Below are 16,440 nucleotides of genomic sequence, written 5' to 3'. Positions count from 1 at the left end.
ATTAGAGCAGTCTGCATTATTACTTTCGTTGTTAATCGCGGGAAAAAGGTTAAGCAAGTGCCTTATTTACTATGATCGCTAAATGATCGGGTAGTGTTAAACTTAAAGCAATATCATGGGCTTGCTCTGACATTTTCTTCCAGGTTAATTGCACTATATGAACAATCTTTGCTTCATTATCTTGCTCGGTATACTTGGTTGCAAACGCATCAAAGTAGTGCATAAGAAAAACTAAGCAGGCGACATCTTCTAACGTTTGACTATCACTATTTGTCTTCAAATTATCTTTACGAATAATAGCAGCACATTGCTCAGCTTGCTCTGCTTGGTAGCCCTGAGTAATCATAATGCTTGCCGTTAATTGTGCATGAAACTTACCTTGAGCAATTCGCCATTGATAATATCCTGCTTTGCCGTCGGCAAATTCAGTGCGCTTTAATTGCCAGCGCTTAATATGCTGTGCCCGAACCGCAATTTGCAATAACTCATTTGCTTCAGGCCAATATTGTTTTAAGCAGTCCGTCATTTGTTGACCATAAATTAATTCTTTTACTTGGCTAGTACCATTAAATAGTATTGTATTGGGGTCTTGGCGATTAACTTCGTCAATGGCGGATAAGGTGTTGTTTAATTTTTCTATAGTCATTTTAACATCAATCACGGTTTAATTTAGGAAAGTAGTACCATTATACGCAACTAGTAATAAAAAAGAATCAGAGCAAGGCAGTTGACTTAAATAGTGCTAACTGTTCAGACTTAGAGCAACTAACCTAGAATCAGCTGGCGCGGTTAAAATACTTTTTTATCGACTGAATTTTTACAGTTCAAGCGTAATTACCGCTAGAAAACAATAAAAAATAGACAATTTTATTGCTGTGATGGCTTGTTGTTATTGTTGTTCGTTTAGCTTTTCAGTATAATACTTTCCCGTCCTGCTTGTTTGGTAAAACTCCTATTTCAACAATTTTACATTTACGCTAATTCTTTAGTTAATCTCTTATTAGCACTAGGTGTATAGAGCATTTTTTAAATGTGATATTGAAATTAAGTTTATAAATAATAACCATTTAAGCGCAAAATTCTGTTTTTTCTGACATCGGTGTAAACATGACAACTAGATATATTTTTGTAACTGGCGGTGTAGTATCGTCTCTTGGTAAAGGCATTGCCGCAGCCTCATTAGCAGCAATTCTTGAAGCGCGTGGTTTAAAAGTTACCATGTTAAAACTTGATCCGTACATTAACGTTGATCCTGGTACCATGAGTCCAATACAGCATGGTGAGGTTTTTGTTACCGAAGACGGCGCAGAAACCGATCTGGATTTGGGCCATTATGAGCGCTTTATTCGCACCAAAATGACCAAACTTAATAACTTCACTACGGGTCGTATTTATCAAGATATTTTAGCTCGCGAACGTAAAGGTGAGTTTTTAGGTGCCACTATTCAAGTTATTCCTCATATTACCAATGACATTAAACGTCGGATAATTGAAGGTGCCGAAGGTTACGATATTGCCATGGTCGAAATTGGTGGTACGGTGGGTGATATTGAATCACAACCATTTTTAGAAGCTATTCGTCAGTTAGCCACAGAAGTGGGCCGTGAACGTGCAATGTTTATGCACTTAACCTTAGTGCCATATTTAGCGGCTGCCGGTGAGATTAAAACCAAACCTACCCAACATTCAGTCAAAGAATTGCGTGGTATTGGTATTTTTCCTGATATTTTAGTTTGCCGCTCAGAACGGGTTATTCCCGCCAATGCCCGAGCAAAAATAGCTTTGTTCACCAATGTTGAAGAAAAATCAGTAATTTCACTGCGTGATGTTGACAGTATTTATAAAGTCCCGGCGTTATTAAAAGCTCAAGGTACTGATGAATTAGTGGTTAAACGTTTTGGTCTTGATGTCCCTGAAGCTGATTTAAGTGAGTGGGAACGAGTGCTTTATCAAGAAGCTAATCCGGTTGGTGAAGTCACTATTGGTATGGTAGGTAAATATATTGAATTACCCGATGCTTATAAATCGGTTAACGAAGCCTTAAAACATGCGGGATTAAAGAACCAAGTCAAAGTTAATATTAAATATATTGACTCACAAGACCTTGAAGTTAAAGGCACTGAAATTTTACAAAATCTCGATGCTATATTGGTCCCCGGTGGTTTTGGTGAGCGTGGTATTGAAGGTAAAATTTTAGCGGCGCAATATGCCCGTGAAAATAAAGTACCTTATCTAGGTATTTGTTTAGGTATGCAAGTCGCCTTAATTGAATATGCCCGCAATGTTGCCGGTTTAACGGATGCTAATAGTACTGAATTTAATCCAGAAACACCTTTCCCCGTTATTGGTTTGATCAGTGAATGGTTAGATAAAGAAGGCAAAATTGAATATCGCTCTGAAAACTCTGATTTGGGCGGTACCATGCGTTTAGGCGCTCAATTGTGTCACTTGATGAAAGGTACCAAGGTGTATGACGTATATGGTAGTGAAACAATTAAAGAGAGACACCGTCATCGTTATGAGGTAAATAATAACTACCGTGAACAATTAAACCAAGCAGGTTTAGTGTTTTCGGGATTATCTGCGGATAAAACATTAGTTGAGGTGATTGAAATACCTGATCACCCTTGGTTTATTGCTGGGCAGTTCCATCCAGAGTTTAATTCAACTCCACGTGATGGACACCCACTGTTTGAAAGTTTTATTGCAATGACCTTTGAATTGCAAAAACAAAAAACAAACGTATAACAACTTTATTAAAACCGTAGCTAGCACTGCGGTTTTTGCTTTAAGTTTAGCAATATTAAAATTAACTTTACCGTTCAAAGTATTAACTTTACCGTTCAAAGTATTACTTGAGCGTCATATATTTAACAGGAATGATAATGTCAAAAATTAGCAAAATTTTAGCACGTGAAATCATGGATTCTCGTGGTAACCCAACCGTGGAAGCCGATGTATATCTTGAATCGGGTGCTTGGGGTCGTGCGGCTGCACCGTCTGGCGCTTCTACTGGCTCACGTGAAGCATTAGAGTTACGTGACGGTGACATGTCTCGTTATTTAGGTAAAGGCGTATTAAAGGCTGTTGCCGCCATTAAAAATGACATCACTCCGGCTTTACTTGGTCAAAGTGCATTGGCGCAAGCCAACATTGATAAAATCATGATTGATTTAGATGGCACTGAAAATAAAGAAAAATTTGGCGCCAATGCCATTCTTGCGGTATCTCTTGCGGTAGCCAAAGCTGCGGCAATGGATAAAGGTGTACAATTATTCGAACATATTGCTGACTTAAATGGCACTCCCGGTGTTTATAGCTTGCCAGTACCTATGATGAACATCATTAATGGTGGTGAACATGCTGATAATAATGTTGATATTCAAGAGTTTATGATTCAGCCGGTCGGCGCTGAAAACTTCAGTGAAGCATTACGTATGGGCGCTGAAATATTTCATGCACTGAAAAAAGTATTATCTGCCAAAGGCTTGAATACGGCTGTTGGTGATGAGGGTGGTTTTGCTCCTGATTTAGCCTCAAATGCTGATGCTTTAGTGGTCATTAAAGAAGCGGTAGCTGCTGCAGGTTATATTTTAGGTAAAGATGTTACTTTAGCGATGGATTGTGCGGCTACTGAATTTTACGATAAAGATAAAGGTATCTATGACCTTAAAGGTGAAGGCAAGCAATTCACTTCAAACGAGTTCTCTGATTTCTTAGGCGAACTTTGTCAAGAATACCCAATTATTTCTATTGAAGATGGTTTAGACGAGTCAGATTGGGATGGTTTTAAATACCAGACGGATTTACTTGGCGATAAAATACAAATTGTCGGTGATGATTTATTTGTAACCAATACTAAAATCTTCAAACGTGGTATCGATACTGGTGTTGCTAACTCTATTTTAATTAAATTTAACCAAATTGGTACCTTAACCGAAACCTTAGCGGCGATTAAAATGGCAAAAGACGCGGGTTACACTGCGATAATTTCACATCGTTCAGGTGAAACTGAAGATACAACTATTGCCGATTTAGCGGTAGGTACCGCAGCTGGACAAATCAAAACCGGTTCTTTATGTCGTTCAGACCGTGTCGCTAAGTACAACCAATTATTACGTATTGAAGAGTTCTTAGGTGATAAGGCTATTTATAATGGTCGTTCTGAAATTAAAGGCCAATAATAATTAAACTTTTTGCTACTTAGTTTGAGAGCTGCGTTGCATGTGCTCGTTGACTAACGTCAACTCCGCGCAAGCGCCTTGCTTTAAAGCTAATTAGCTTTAATTTTAAATATTATTTAATGCAAATTAGTTAATAATTAGCATTAGTAGACAAAAGAAAGCACGGTTGTTCCTGTAAAGGCAAGCGTGCTTTTTTATGTCGGCAGTGTTAGCTATCCCGTTACCATTCAAAGCACTCTGAAATATGCATCTTGAATGGTAACGGGTATATGTATAGTTAATCTTCAGGAAAACTGTTTATTATCTCTGTAATTAACTTAGCTGTTTGCTCTGGGCGCTCTAATGGAAACATGTGACCACCAGGGGTAGTCTGTAGCTTGATATGTTTGTTAAGTTTAACAAAGCGACTAAAGATATGATGAGGAAAAACATCGGTAGTAGTGCCATAAACTAAGGTGGCAGGTATGGTTAACTTATTTTTGTAGCGTGATAAATTTGAAGGGATATTTCGAAATATATTGGCTTCTACTTGCGCGTCAAATGTCAGCTCCAACTGATTATTGCGCTCACATATACCATGAGCTATATAATCGGTTAAACACCGGCTATCAAAGTTCTTAAATAGCTTTCTTCCAGAAAATAGCGCGCCTATATCAGAGCCCAATGGCCACTGAGCACGACGGTTTTTAGCACGTCCGGCAGGGCTAAACTTATCTATCCACTTGGTTTTCTTTACCAACCTTGCCGCTAGAGCACCAGCGCCACTGAGTGCGGGAGGATCTAGCATGATAAGTCCTTTGAATAAATCAGGTCTTTGACAGCAAGCAATAAAAGATATCACGCCGCCAAATGAATGACCGAGGCAAATGACTTTATTGCCATCAACTTGGTTAGCTTCGACAAAAATTATTAACTCTTCTACTTGAGCTTGCCAGTTATTATTAACCGGCTTTTGCTTGTTATGACCATATTTATCTAAGGCGATAACCTGCATGTTGTCAGGTAGGTAAGCAAATAATGTTTGATAGCTGCCGGCTGGAAACCCATTAGCATGGGAAAAATTGATGACGTTTTTTTGCATTGAATTTATTTGTAGAGAGAGGTTAGGGGTAAAATTTAAACGGCTGTTTAAATTTTGTCAACTGCTTAGTTACTTTAAAGCGATAAACTGTACCGTTATAAAAAGCCCAGCATGCTGGGACTTATGACTATTGTCGGTGGAACTTAGCTTATTTACCGTTTAGAGCTCTTCTAACATATACTCTAATGAGTCTTCATACATGCGTAGATCTTTTTCTAGCTGAAACTTATCACGAATCGATTCAATTTCACGCCATGTTTTTTTAGTTGTTGATGCTACGCGCTTTTTACTTACTTGTGTTGTTGACCTGGAAACTTGGTTTATCTTATCCATAAAGTGCCCCTTATTTTTACCATCACATCGAAAAATAAATGCCTAGACCCATTCTATTAAATTAACACTTGCTGGCTGGCAAGTAACTTAAAAGAATTACTATCTTTTTTAGCATAGTTTGTTAGCCATGAATATGAAAAAGCGCATGTTTCTATAAAATATGCGCTTAAAATAAGCGTAACCAGTACAAATAATGAAATATTTTATCCTTGATTTAGAGCATAGCGGCTAATTGTTGTTCAAGCTTCACTTGATCAATGGCAAAATTACGAATGCCTTCAGCAAGCTTTTCTGTTGCCATAGGGTCTTCATTCATCTGCCAGCGAAATTGACCTTGGCTTAAAGCCGCTTCTTGCTCAGCAGTTGCTTGGCAAGTTATTAATTTTTGTACAACAGTATCAGTATTATTCGCTAGTTCAGCCATTAATGCCGGGCTAATGGTTAACCGGTCACAACCGGCGAGTTCAAGAATTTCGCCGGTATTTCGAAAACTAGCACCCATTACCACAGTATTAAAACCATGCTGTTGATAATAGTTATAAATATTGGTAACTGAAACAACACCAGGATCTTCATTACTGGCATAGTCAGTTCGACCGGTATCTTTTTTGTACCAGTCGAGAATACGACCGACAAAGGGAGATATTAAATAAACGCCCGCTTCAGCGCAGGCACGTGCTTGGGCAAAGCTAAACAGTAAAGTCAGGTTACAATTAATACCTTCTTGCTCAAGTTGCTCTGCTGCTTTAATACCTTCCCAGGTAGAAGCAAGTTTAATTAAAATCCTATCGTTACTAATGCCGGCTTCGTTGTACATGGCAATTAGCTTATATGCTTTGGTAATTGATGCAGCAGTATCAAAAGATAATCTCGCATCTACTTCGGTCGAGATACGGCCAGGAACAATTTTGAGTATTTCTAGACCAATTAGCACCGAAAGCTTGTCAGCAGCATCAATAACTTGTTGCTCAGCACTGGCTGATTGTGTTTTAGCCCAAGCAACGGCATCTTTTACTAGGCCTTGGTAATTAGCTAAAGACGCTGCTTTTAATAAAAGCGAAGGGTTTGTGGTGGCATCTTGCGGTTGAAACTTTGCTATCGCTTCAATATCACCTGTATCAGCCACAACTGTGGTCATTTGTTTTAATTGTGCAAGCTGTGAAGAAGAGTTTGTCATGGCGTTACCTTAATTCTAACGGGAAAAATTGGATTGCTGAGCCTTTCTAAATTCGATAATGAATGTAGCTGGTGAAATATTACAACATAAAAATAAAAAAGCACCCTTTATTGCGCTATTTTTACCAGATTAAGGTGTTTTTGTTTTTAACTTACGCCAAACAGCATTACTGGCGCTTGCCTTGCTATAGATTAAACGCTGTTAACTTGCTTAACGCTTATGATATATTATGCCTTATTATGTAATCACTATAATTCGGCTGAAAAATAATGTTACTTGTTGTTTCACCTGCAAAAAAATTAGACTTTGAATCCCCGCTAGCGACAGAAAAATTCAGTCAACCTAGCTTACTTGAGCAGAGCCAGTTATTGATCAACGACTGCCTCAAACTTGCTCCCAGTGACATCGCCAGTTTAATGAAGCTGAGTGATAAACTTGCTGGTTTAAATGCAGCACGCTTTGGTCAGTGGTCAACTCCCTTTACCACCGAGAATGCTAGGCAAGCCATTTTAACTTTTAATGGTGATGTTTATTCAGGGCTTGATGCTGGGTCGTTTAGTGAGGAAGATTTCGATTTCGCTCAGCAGCATTTCAGAATCTTATCGGGTTTATACGGCTTGTTAAAACCCCTTGATTTAATGCAAGCTTACCGCTTGGAAATGGGTTGTAAACTTGCCAATAGTCGCGGTGCTAACTTATATCAATTCTGGGGGGACATTATTACCGGCGAGCTTAATAAAGCCTTGGCTGAGCAAGGTGATGAGGTACTTATTAACCTTGCCTCAACAGAATATTTTAAATCGGTCAAGACGAAGTCGTTAAATGCCACTATTATCACCCCCGCATTTAAAGACTGGAAAAATGGTCAATACAAAATAATCAGTTTTTATGCCAAAAAGGCTCGCGGTCTTATGGCACGTTACATTATTCAAAATAAATTAACGTCGGTTGAGCAAATTAAGGAATTTGATTTGGCTGGCTATCAATATAGTGACAGTTTATCGCAAGGTAACGAATGGGTTTTTACTCGTAAAGAGCTTTAGTAGCCAAGTTAATTTTGGCTTTGGCTTTCATCATATTTAAACATTTAAACATTTAAACATTTAAACATTTTAACAGGAGGTGACATGTTAACTTTACTCGCCAAGCTTTTTCATGCCTTAAACAGTGATAGTTCCATCAGGCAAATAGCGTTAGCCATAGCCTTGGGTTTTGTGGTTGGTTTATCACCCATCTTAACCTTGCATAATATAGTGATAATATTTTTTGTTTTACTCATTCGAGTACATTTAGGCAGCTTCATGCTTGCGGTCGGTATTTTCTCTGGCATGAGTTATCTACTCTCTCCTGTCATCGTCCTAGTGGGTGAGTCATTACTTACCCAGCCAGCGTTGACTGACTTTTTCACCTCGATTTACCAACTAAGCTTATTTAAACTCGCCCATTGGCACCATACTTATATCCTGGGTGCCTTTGTTTTAGGGCTAGTATTATGTGTTCCGGTATATTTTATTAGCAAAGTCTTAATAGAGAAATATCGTCTGCATATCATGACGTTTTTTGAGAAATTTAGAATTGTGCAAGCCTTAAAAGCATCTAAGTTTTATCGTTTATACAGCAGTTTTTCTAGTGACTCTAGCTTAACTAAAGGAGCTTTATAATGGCACGATTTATTCGTTGGCAAGGCATGGTTGCCTTTCTTGTTTTAAGTGCTTTAGTGGTTGTTTTCGGCTATTTTTTTGCGGAAAGCTTAGTAAAAAAAGCCCTTGTTAGTTCGGCTGAAAGTGCTTTTGGCGCAGAAGTAAATATTGCCGAGGTAAAGCTGGCTTATTCGCCTCTGCAGATAAGCGTTTTAGGCTTGCAAGTTACCGATAAAGCAGCACCAACACAGAATTTATTTAGTTTTGAACGGGCGACTGCTGGTATTGACGTTTGGCAATATTTATTTGGTAAAATTATCATTGATGAACTTGAAGTCAGTCAGCTTGCTTTTTCAAGCGTTCGTGCTCAGCCGGGTAGAGTGTACGCTGATGAGCAAGCAAGTGATGAGGGTGCACACGCCAGCTTAGCTGAGCAAGCGAAAGCTATACTACCTGAAGTTGATATCAAGCTACCGGATGTTAAAAGCTTACTTAATGACAGTAACTTATTTACGGTTAAAGCTAGCAAACAATTACAACAGAGTTATAAAACTGAACAGGCTAAAATAAAAGCATTAAAGGCACAATTGCCTAATAAAGCAAAACTGAAGTCTTACCAAGATAAAGTCAAAGCTTTAGGTAAGATGAACGTTAATTCGTTAGCCGATATAGAAAAAATAAAAACTGCATTCGAACAAATTAAAGCTGAGTTTAAAGCCGATCAAGCACTTGTTAAAAAAGCTAAGCAACAAGTATTAGCCAGTAAGGACTTATTAGCTAAGCACGTTAATCAGTTAAAAACTGCTCCGGGCAAAGATTGGCAGCAAATTGAAAAAACCTATCAACTTGAAAGTATTGATGCCGAAGACTTTGCTCATATTCTCTTTGGTGAGCAAGCCCGTGACTATGTGCAAAAGGCACAATGGGCCTATGAAAAAATCTCACCATTTCTGGATAATAGTCAAACTGCAGCAACTGCTAATGAGGTAAAAACTCATACTAGCGGGCGATTTATCTTCTTTAAAGAAGAGTCCCCGCTACCATCGGTCTTGATCAAAAAAGCACTGTTCTCAATTCAACTGGCGCAGGGTGAAGTCATCGTTAGTGGCAGTGAGCTAACACATCAGCATTGGCTTAGAGGTAAAAATAGCCTGATAAACATTAGCTCAACAGCAAATGGTGAACTTAGTCTAACGAGTCACTTTAAGTTAAGTCAATCGGGTGCTTTCAATGCTGGCGGAGCATGGTTTGTTAATGATCGCTGGTTATCCAATACTCAGTTAACAAAAAGCAAGACATTAACCTTATCCCTTGATAAAGCACAGCTTAGTGGTAAGGGTACTTTTAGCTTAAGCAATAATGACATCTCAGCGGCTAACCATTTGTCTCTTAAACAGGCAAGTTTTCAAGGCCAGGCTAACTCAAAAATTACCCAGTTATTACTGGCTACCATGAAGTCATTAGATAGCTTAACTATTGATGTTGCGGTTAATGGCGAGCTTAATAGGCCAAAATTTACTATTACTTCATCTTTAAGTAACGCCTTAACCGGGGCATTTAAGCAACAGGTTGCTGACAGACTTACTGACTTTAAGGATAAAGTGAATAAGGGCTTAAACGAGAAATTAGCTAATGCCTTGAAATTAGGTGATAGCCAAACAGCAGAGCTGCTTGATCTTGAAGCCTTATTAACCGATACCGATAAAGCGCTGGCTGACTTAAAGAATTCAGATATTGTTAAACAGCAACAGAAAAAGCTGGAAGATAAACTTAAGAATAAAGCCAAAGATAAGTTAAAGGATAAGTTGAAAAATAAACTTGGCGATTTATTTGGTTAGTTAATTCTCTTTGATATTTAGATAAAAAAAGACCGTATTGCTTAAAGCATTACGGTCTTTTTTATGAACTATGAACTTAGATTTTTTACCAGTAGCGACGCATTGCGACAGTAAAACGGCAACCAAGATAAACGCCACCGCTCGCTGACAACACTGATATTGCTTACTTCGCGGCTTTTTTTGCTTGCTTAGCGTTTTTCTTCACTTGTTTCTTAGCTTTGGCTTTTTTCTGCGAGTTAGTGAGTTTAAGTTTTACCTTTTTATTGACCACACGCGATTCTTTGTGCTGTGGACGTAAATCTTGAATAACACGACGTGGTAGACGTTCTTTGGTATAACGCTCTATTTTACCAATAACAGCCATATCGTGTGCTTCAACTAAGGAAATAGCAGTTCCTTTGTTACCGGCACGAGCTGTGCGGCCAATACGGTGAATATAAATATCAACCTTGCGTGGCATATCAAAATTAATGACATGCGTTATGTTGTCTATATCTAAACCGCGGGCGGCAACATCGGTTGCCACTAATACTTTAATTTCGCCACTTTTAAAACGTGAAATAGCTTTGTTACGTTTATCTTGTGGCATTTTACCTTCTAGCCAAACACAAGGTAACTCTTCCGCATAAAGTTTACCGGAAAGGTATTGTACAGTTTCCCGTTTATTAGCAAAAACGACGGTACGCTCAACACCTTCTTGCTTAAGAATATTGACTAACATATTGAGTTTATGGTGTGAGTCATCAGCTAGGTGTAGCCATTGGTGAATGATGGCTTTCTCTTTACGTGATGGGTTTGACTCTAAAAATATAGGATCGTCTAGTACTTCTTTGGCAAAACCTAGTACACCAGCACCTTCTAAGGTTGCTGAAAATAGCATGGTTTGTTTACGCCAGCGAGCTTCAGCAACAATGCGGTTGATGGCCTCACTAAAACCAGTATCGAGCATGCGATCGGCTTCATCTAAAACAAGAATTTCAATGTCACGGGCATCAAACTGCTCGTTTTCAATATATTCTAATAATCGACCTGGCGTTGCCACTAAGATATCTGTTGTCGTTGTTAGGATATCTGTATGACTGCCGTAGTTAACGCCACCCGTTATCACACCCGTTTTTATTTTAGTTAGCTCGGTAATTTGCTTACAGTCTTCACCAATTTGAATCGCTAACTCTCGTGTCGGGGTTAATATTAATACCCGAGGAAAGCCCGGTTGAGTACGCGGGTAGTCTAATAAATGTTGAGCAATAGGCAGTAAAAAGGCGGCGGTTTTACCCGTACCGGTCGGGGCTGATGCTAGTATATCTTTGCCGGCCATCGCCTCAGGGATCACTAGATCTTGAATTGAGGTAGGCTTGGTATAACCAAGTTTTTTGATACTGGCTAATAATTCTGAGTCTAGATCGAATTGCTCAAACATAGGGGATAATTCACTAAGAGTTAATAATACCAATTTCATTAAATAAGTGATCTTTTTTTGTCGGGAAAATTGCCAAATACCAAGCATTCATTTAAATAACTAGTTGTGCTAATTATTAAATAAATAACGAAGTCCTTGGTTATTTTAACCCGTAGAAATGACTCATTAATGTGTGAGATTGGTATAATGATAATATGGCGACAATTATAGTGTTTTTAGGCCTTGCTGTAACTAATTATCGCAAGGGCTAAATAAATTGCCGAGGAAACTATTATGGAGTAAATGCGGATTGCTAAAGTAAGCTGCTGTACTCAAGTAATACTTGCTCACACCAAGTATCTAAACGGTCATCGGTTAAATTGTATTGGCTATCTTCATCTAACGACAGACCAACAAATAGCTCGCCATCAGCTGTTAATGCTTTTGATGCGGTAAATTCATAGCCTTGAATTGGCCAATAACCGATTGTTTTTGCCCCTTGTACCAGTACTTGTTCGTGTAACATACCCAGAGCATCTTGAAACCATTCGCTGTAACCAATTTGATCACCCATACCATATAAAGCAATAATCTTATCGGAAAGGTCTAATTGATTAATATCACTCCAAATAGATTCCCAGTCTTCTTGTATCTCACCGTAATCCCAAGTGGAGATACCAAAAATAATAAAGTCATAATCCAAGCACAGCGCTAAAGACTGATCTTTGATATTAACGATATCAACCAGATCGGCACCAATTAAGGCCTGAATTTTTTCGGCGATTATCTCGGTATAACAAGTGGTTGAGCCATAAAACAAACCAATTTTCATTTTTCTATTTCCAAATTTTATTATATATCCGCTCTATTTCAAGATAGATGTTCAGGAACATAGAGCCATTTCACTGGGATTTTAGCAAAAACATTTATCTTTGTTTACCAGTTAATTCACTATACTCGCTATTTTAAGTTGCAAATAAAGTCCTATGGCTGTAATTTCCTTGCTTAAAATTAGGTCTATTCCAATGAGCAGGTATGTTAGGCTTGTTTTTATAGCTTTATTGCCATTACTTTATAGAAGTTATTTAAAGCTTTTTAGAATTTTGTTAGGAATTTTTTAGGAATAATTATGTATAAAATGTTCTTTTTTAGCGCCGTATTGGCTACGTTTACTTTAGCTTTATTTGTCCCCAGCGCCTATGCTGCAGCACAAGCGAATGTACCGGAAACATTAGCCAAGCCGGCAACTGACCCAAGTGTGCTTGATGTTGAAGCTTTAAAGGCAAAAATTAACCGCTCTTTAGGCTTAACCGTTGTTAAAGTTGAAAAAACACCGGTACCCGGCATCGCTATGCTTGTTACTAATCAAGGCTTGTATTATGCGAGCTATAACGGTGATTATTTCATTCAAGGTAAAATATATAGCTTAGGCAATGAAGTGAAAGACTTAGCCGAAGAGAGTTTGGCGAAAATTCGTCTTGAAGGTATCGAAAAATTTAAAGACGACATGATTGTTTATAAAGCAGAAAATGAAAAATATGTGGTGACTGTGTTTACCGATATCACTTGTGGCTATTGCCGTAAAATGCATGCACAAATGGCGGATTACAATGCTCGTGGCATAACATTTCGTTACTTAGCGTATCCACGTGCAGGTATTAAAGACCGAACGGGAAATTTGAGTCAAGGCTTTAAAGATTTACGCTCAGTATGGTGTAGTGACGATACCGCTAAAGCGTTAACCAAAGCCAAATCAGGTAGTGGTATTGCCTATAGAATTTGTGAAGCGCCGATTGAAGCGCAGTTTAATTTTGGGCGCCAAATCGGTGTTAACGGTACACCGGCAATTATCTTATCAAATGGTATGATGATTCCAGGTTACCAACCGCCAGCACAATTAGAAGAGTTATTGAAAAATACCTAATTCATTTTTCAATGTGCCAGTAAATTGTCCTTTTAAAAGTACTTGTTGATTATCAGTAAGTACTTTTTTTATGTTGAAAATATGTCATAAGCGTTTCTTGTATTGAAACCATCATGAGAATAACCGAGACCGAATAGCATGAGTAAAAAAATCATTCGCCGAGCACAGGTCGCAACTGCTCATTTGCCAGATACTTTACCGGAAATCATAAAACAAATTTATGCCAGCCGAGGCATGAAATCTGCACAAGAACTTGAACTTAATGTTGCTCGTTTACAAGGTATGACGGATGACACCGCGCTGATGGGCATGGACAAGGCCTGTCAATTATTACATCAAGCACTATTAAGTAAAACAGCTATTGTTATTGTTGGTGACTTTGATGCCGATGGCGCTACCAGTACCGCCTTAATGATGATTGCGCTTAGTCTGTTTGGTAGTAACCATCATGACTTTATTGTGCCAAACCGTTTCGAATATGGTTATGGCTTAACCCCTGAAATTGTTGATATTGCTGCGCAGCAACAAGCACAAATGATAATTACCGTCGATAACGGCATTAGCTGTATTGCCGGTGTTAAACGCGCTAAAGATCTTGGCATGCAAGTGATTGTTACTGACCATCATTTACCTGGGCATACGTTACCCATTGCCGATGCCATTGTGAATCCGAATCAAGTTGGTTGTAATTTCCCCAGTAAAGCCCTTGCCGGTGTTGGTGTCGCCTTTTACCTCATGTTAGGGTTAAGAAAGTATTGTCGCGAACGTAACTATTTTTCTGAGCAAGGAATTGCTGAGCCTAACATTGCTCAGTTATTGGATCTGGTTGCTTTAGGGACCGTGGCCGATGTGGTGTCTCTTGATGCTAATAATCGTATTTTAGTTGACCAAGGTTTAAAACGTATTCGTGCGGGTCAAACACGGCCTGGCATTCAAGCATTGATAGAAATAGCCAATAAGAACCAGCAAAGGCTAGTTGCCAGTGACTTTGGCTTTGCCATAGCTCCAAGAATAAATGCCGCAGGACGGTTAGATGATATGTCTTATGGTATCAATTGCTTACTGGCTACTGACTTATCGACTGCTCGCGTAATGGCGGCAGAGCTTGATGACTTAAATAAAACCCGTCGAGAAATAGAACAGGGCATGCAAGTTGAAGCAGAGCGAGTGATGAACTCAGTTGACTTAGCTGGCGGTCTCAATCAAGAAAGTGAAGATAAGCCGCTACCTTTTGCTATTGCCTTATATCAAAAAGATTGGCACCAAGGGGTTATTGGTATTGTCGCCGGGCGACTAAAAGAAAAATGTCACCGTCCGTGTATTATTTTTGCTAATGCCAGTGATGATAGCGAGCAGGGTGACAATGCTGAAATTAAAGGCTCGGCGCGATCAATTCCTGGCTTACATATACGTGATTTACTCGAGCATATTGATAGCCAAAATCCGGGCTTAATTCTTAAGTTTGGTGGTCATGCCATGGCGGCTGGTTTATCGATTAAGCAAAAAGACTTTACTCAATTCAAGCAACAATTTAATGAATTGGCTGAAAAATGGCTAAAACCTGAAGACTTAGCGAGCATCATTCTTTCCGATGGTGAATTAAGTGCTGATCTGCTTACCCTTGAATTTGCCGAGCAATTACGAGAAGCCGGTCCTTGGGGACAAAATTTTCCTGAGCCTTTATTTGATGATACCTTCACCATAGTGCAGCAGCGAATTGTGGGGGAAAAACATTTGAAAATTGTGGTACAAAAAGACACGGCTCAAGGTAAACAAGTCTTTGATGGCATAGCTTTTAATGTTGATGTTAAAGCTTGGCCAAATGCCCAAGCGAAACAAGTTCACCTTGCTTACCGTCTGGATGTGAATGAATTCAGAGGTAAACGTACCGTGCAGTTGATGATTGAAGATATTAGGGTCGTTTAATATTAATTTGGCTCTGTTGTAGAACACTGTTGTCTATAATGTAACACACTGATTTAAAGGAAGATGTTGCTGATGTGATAAGAGCGAGCATCACAAGCATGGATGCTTGTGTTGAGCCCCATGGAAGGGTTTATGCGTCTCGCTCGTTTACTCAACAACACCAAACTACAACAGAGCCATTAATTTATAGATAAGAAGGATTTACTAAGGACATAACTGAGGAGATAACTATGGAGCAAGCACTGGTCACTATTCCACTCACTAAACTTGCCATCGCTTTTATTCCCGTGGTACTGGTACTGCTTATTTTAGCTCGCTGGTCATTGCCACAAAAGCGGACCTTGCATGCACTAGTACGTATGTTAGTGCAGTTATTGTTAGTGGGTTATGCCTTAAGTTACCTATTTGCCAGTGACAATGCTTGGATTATTGGCTCCTTACTGCTAGTGATGGTGCTATTTTCAACTTACATAGCCTTAAATAATATAGAGTCACCGCAAAAGTCCCTGTTTAGCAGTGCATTTTTGGCCATTTTTATCAGTAGCTTTATTGTTTTATTCGTTATTACCCAAGGCGTGTTGCATTTAGAACCTTGGCATCAAGCGAAAACCTTAGTGCCGCTGGCTGGCATGGTGTTTGCCAATGGCATGAATAGCGTCAGTTTATGTGGCGAGCGTTTTTATGCTGAACTTAACCGTGGTGAGCCTTATCAAAAATCACGTAATATTGCCTTTAAAGCGTCGATGATCCCTAATGTTAATGCCTTATTTGCCGTCGGTATTGTTTCTTTACCTGGCATGATGACCGGACAAATCCTTGCTGGCGTCTCGCCTTTTATCGCCGCGCGCTATCAAATTATGGTGATGTGTATGGTCTTTGCTTCGGCGGGATTAGCATCGGCGATATTTTTAGTCTTAAACAAAGCAAAGCCTCAATAA

At 39.0% G+C, this 16,440-nt stretch carries 14 protein-coding genes; 8 read left to right on the top strand and 6 right to left on the bottom strand.

What is annotated here, in order from left to right:
• Positions 1-49 precede the first annotated feature (49 nt).
• Positions 50-646, bottom strand: a complete 597-nt coding sequence (locus CMT41_RS14010; RefSeq protein WP_057182110.1) for a DUF4202 domain-containing protein — start codon at positions 644-646, stop codon at positions 50-52.
• Positions 647-1,107: 461 nt separating this feature from the next.
• Between CMT41_RS14010 and CMT41_RS14005 the strand changes: the two genes are divergently transcribed.
• Both CMT41_RS14005 and eno read left to right on the top strand, forming a co-directional pair.
• Positions 1,108-2,748: a CTP synthase gene (locus CMT41_RS14005; protein ID WP_057181905.1), complete on the top strand. Its 1,641-nt coding sequence runs from the start codon at positions 1,108-1,110 to the stop codon at positions 2,746-2,748.
• 137 nt (positions 2,749-2,885) lie between these two features.
• The gene (gene eno, locus CMT41_RS13995; protein WP_057181903.1) at positions 2,886-4,184 is read left to right on the top strand and encodes a phosphopyruvate hydratase; all 1,299 of its coding nucleotides are present in this window, start codon (positions 2,886-2,888) and stop codon (positions 4,182-4,184) included.
• Positions 4,185-4,461: 277 nt separating this feature from the next.
• Here the strand turns inward: eno and CMT41_RS13990 are convergent, their stop codons facing one another.
• The 3 genes from CMT41_RS13990 to tal all read right to left on the bottom strand — a co-directional run bounded on the left by CMT41_RS13990 (position 4,462) and on the right by tal (position 6,775).
• Entirely contained in the window at positions 4,462-5,265 is an 804-nt protein-coding gene (locus CMT41_RS13990; protein ID WP_058027622.1) for an alpha/beta fold hydrolase, read from the bottom strand.
• A gap of 159 nt (positions 5,266-5,424) precedes the next feature.
• Positions 5,425-5,598 (bottom strand): DUF3545 family protein, encoded by a 174-nt coding sequence (locus tag CMT41_RS19245; RefSeq protein ID WP_157466383.1) that lies wholly within the window; start codon positions 5,596-5,598, stop codon positions 5,425-5,427.
• A 214-nt stretch (positions 5,599-5,812) separates the two neighbouring features.
• On the bottom strand, positions 5,813-6,775 hold the full coding sequence (gene tal, locus CMT41_RS13985; protein WP_058027621.1) for a transaldolase: 963 nt from the start codon (positions 6,773-6,775) through the stop codon (positions 5,813-5,815).
• Positions 6,776-7,044: 269 nt separating this feature from the next.
• Between tal and yaaA the strand changes: the two genes are divergently transcribed.
• The 3 genes from yaaA (at position 7,045) to CMT41_RS13970 (ending at position 10,253) form a co-directional block, all read left to right on the top strand.
• The gene (gene yaaA, locus CMT41_RS13980) at positions 7,045-7,818 is read left to right on the top strand and encodes a peroxide stress protein YaaA (protein WP_057181900.1); all 774 of its coding nucleotides are present in this window, start codon (positions 7,045-7,047) and stop codon (positions 7,816-7,818) included.
• Between the two features lie 84 nt (positions 7,819-7,902).
• On the top strand, positions 7,903-8,436 hold the full coding sequence (locus CMT41_RS13975) for a DUF2062 domain-containing protein (RefSeq protein WP_058027620.1): 534 nt from the start codon (positions 7,903-7,905) through the stop codon (positions 8,434-8,436).
• Positions 8,436-10,253 (top strand): TIGR03545 family protein, encoded by a 1,818-nt coding sequence (locus CMT41_RS13970; RefSeq protein ID WP_058027619.1) that lies wholly within the window; start codon positions 8,436-8,438, stop codon positions 10,251-10,253. The genes CMT41_RS13975 and CMT41_RS13970 overlap by 1 nt, the downstream gene beginning before the upstream one ends.
• Positions 10,254-10,416: 163 nt before the next feature.
• Here CMT41_RS13970 and srmB read toward each other — a convergent pair whose 3' ends face one another.
• Positions 10,417-11,673, bottom strand: coding sequence for an ATP-dependent RNA helicase SrmB (gene srmB, locus CMT41_RS13965; protein ID WP_058028240.1), 1,257 nt, complete (start codon positions 11,671-11,673; stop codon positions 10,417-10,419).
• Between the two features lie 292 nt (positions 11,674-11,965).
• Positions 11,966-12,484, bottom strand: a complete 519-nt coding sequence (gene fldB / locus CMT41_RS13960; RefSeq protein WP_057181897.1) for a flavodoxin FldB — start codon at positions 12,482-12,484, stop codon at positions 11,966-11,968.
• 297 nt (positions 12,485-12,781) lie between these two features.
• Between fldB and dsbC the strand changes: the two genes are divergently transcribed.
• The 3 genes from dsbC (at position 12,782) to CMT41_RS13945 (ending at position 16,440) form a co-directional block, all read left to right on the top strand.
• Positions 12,782-13,576: a bifunctional protein-disulfide isomerase/oxidoreductase DsbC gene (dsbC, locus tag CMT41_RS13955; RefSeq protein WP_058027618.1), complete on the top strand. Its 795-nt coding sequence runs from the start codon at positions 12,782-12,784 to the stop codon at positions 13,574-13,576.
• 138 nt (positions 13,577-13,714) lie between these two features.
• Positions 13,715-15,502: a single-stranded-DNA-specific exonuclease RecJ gene (recJ, locus tag CMT41_RS13950; RefSeq protein ID WP_058027617.1), complete on the top strand. Its 1,788-nt coding sequence runs from the start codon at positions 13,715-13,717 to the stop codon at positions 15,500-15,502.
• 230 nt (positions 15,503-15,732) lie between these two features.
• A complete protein-coding gene (locus CMT41_RS13945; RefSeq protein ID WP_058027616.1) occupies positions 15,733-16,440 on the top strand; it encodes an ABC transporter permease in 708 nt (235 codons plus the stop codon).

This window comes from Colwellia sp. MT41 (assembly GCF_001444365.1).
Taxonomy (GTDB): domain Bacteria; phylum Pseudomonadota; class Gammaproteobacteria; order Enterobacterales; family Alteromonadaceae; genus Colwellia; species Colwellia marinimaniae.
The sequence above is the reverse complement of the archived record's forward strand: the minus strand, read 5'-3'. Positions and strand labels throughout refer to the sequence as shown.

Excerpts from the sequence above, each read along its gene's own strand:
- fldB (WP_057181897.1), bottom strand. The coding sequence starts at position 12,484 with ATGAAAATTGGTTTGTTTTATGGCTCAACCACTTGTTATACCGAGATA.
- CMT41_RS14010 (WP_057182110.1), bottom strand. The coding sequence starts at position 646 with ATGACTATAGAAAAATTAAACAACACCTTATCCGCCATTGACGAAGTT.
- dsbC (WP_058027618.1), top strand. The coding sequence starts at position 12,782 with ATGTATAAAATGTTCTTTTTTAGCGCCGTATTGGCTACGTTTACTTTA.
- CMT41_RS13970 (WP_058027619.1), top strand. The coding sequence starts at position 8,436 with ATGGCACGATTTATTCGTTGGCAAGGCATGGTTGCCTTTCTTGTTTTA.
- recJ (WP_058027617.1), top strand. The coding sequence starts at position 13,715 with ATGAGTAAAAAAATCATTCGCCGAGCACAGGTCGCAACTGCTCATTTG.
- CMT41_RS13990 (WP_058027622.1), bottom strand. The coding sequence starts at position 5,265 with ATGCAAAAAAACGTCATCAATTTTTCCCATGCTAATGGGTTTCCAGCC.
- CMT41_RS14005 (WP_057181905.1), top strand. The coding sequence starts at position 1,108 with ATGACAACTAGATATATTTTTGTAACTGGCGGTGTAGTATCGTCTCTT.
- tal (WP_058027621.1), bottom strand. The coding sequence starts at position 6,775 with ATGACAAACTCTTCTTCACAGCTTGCACAATTAAAACAAATGACCACA.
- srmB (WP_058028240.1), bottom strand. The coding sequence starts at position 11,673 with ATGTTTGAGCAATTCGATCTAGACTCAGAATTATTAGCCAGTATCAAA.
- CMT41_RS13975 (WP_058027620.1), top strand. The coding sequence starts at position 7,903 with ATGTTAACTTTACTCGCCAAGCTTTTTCATGCCTTAAACAGTGATAGT.
- eno (WP_057181903.1), top strand. The coding sequence starts at position 2,886 with ATGTCAAAAATTAGCAAAATTTTAGCACGTGAAATCATGGATTCTCGT.
- CMT41_RS19245 (WP_157466383.1), bottom strand. The coding sequence starts at position 5,598 with ATGGATAAGATAAACCAAGTTTCCAGGTCAACAACACAAGTAAGTAAA.
- CMT41_RS13945 (WP_058027616.1), top strand. The coding sequence starts at position 15,733 with ATGGAGCAAGCACTGGTCACTATTCCACTCACTAAACTTGCCATCGCT.
- yaaA (WP_057181900.1), top strand. The coding sequence starts at position 7,045 with ATGTTACTTGTTGTTTCACCTGCAAAAAAATTAGACTTTGAATCCCCG.